This window comes from Vibrio sp. 704, assembly GCF_033339295.1.
This window is the reverse complement of sequence record NZ_JAWOUH010000855.1, coordinates 1-552: the sequence shown is the minus strand read 5'-3', so window position 1 is coordinate 552 and position 552 is coordinate 1. Positions and strand designations below refer to the sequence as shown.

The 552-nt window shown below is 46.0% G+C and carries 1 pseudogene; it reads right to left on the bottom strand.

Going from position 1 to position 552, the window contains the following annotated elements:
- Positions 1 to 552 (bottom strand): annotated as a pseudogene (locus tag R7R24_RS29530) (aconitate hydratase B); the annotation flags it as partial.

Below are 552 nucleotides of genomic sequence, written 5' to 3'. Positions count from 1 at the left end.
GTAAACGTCGATAACGTCGCCCATATTCAACTTCGTTACATCAACTTCGATAGGCAGCGCGCCCGCATCTTCCATTGTGTTGAAGAAGATAGGTGCAATTTTACCGCCAAGCACGTAACCACCAGCGCGTTTGTTAGGTACGTAAGGGATATCATCGCCCATGAACCATAGCACTGAGTTAGTTGCAGATTTACGAGAAGAACCAGTACCAACAACATCACCAACGTACACTAGCTGGTGACCTTTTGATTTTAGCTCTTCGATTTGTTTGATTGGACCGATGGTGCCTGGCTGGTCAGGGTTAATACCCTCACGTTCGTTTTTCAGCATCGCAAGTGCGTGTACTGGAATATCAGGGCGAGACCATGCATCAGGAGCTGGAGAAAGATCATCCGTGTTCGTTTCACCTGTCACTTTAAAGACAGTCAGCGTGATTTTTTCTTCAAGCTTAGGCTTAGATAGGAACCATTCAGCATCCGCCCAAGATTGAAGCACTTTTTGTGCATGAGCATTGCCTGCTTTCGCTTTCTCTTCTACATCATAGAAAGCATC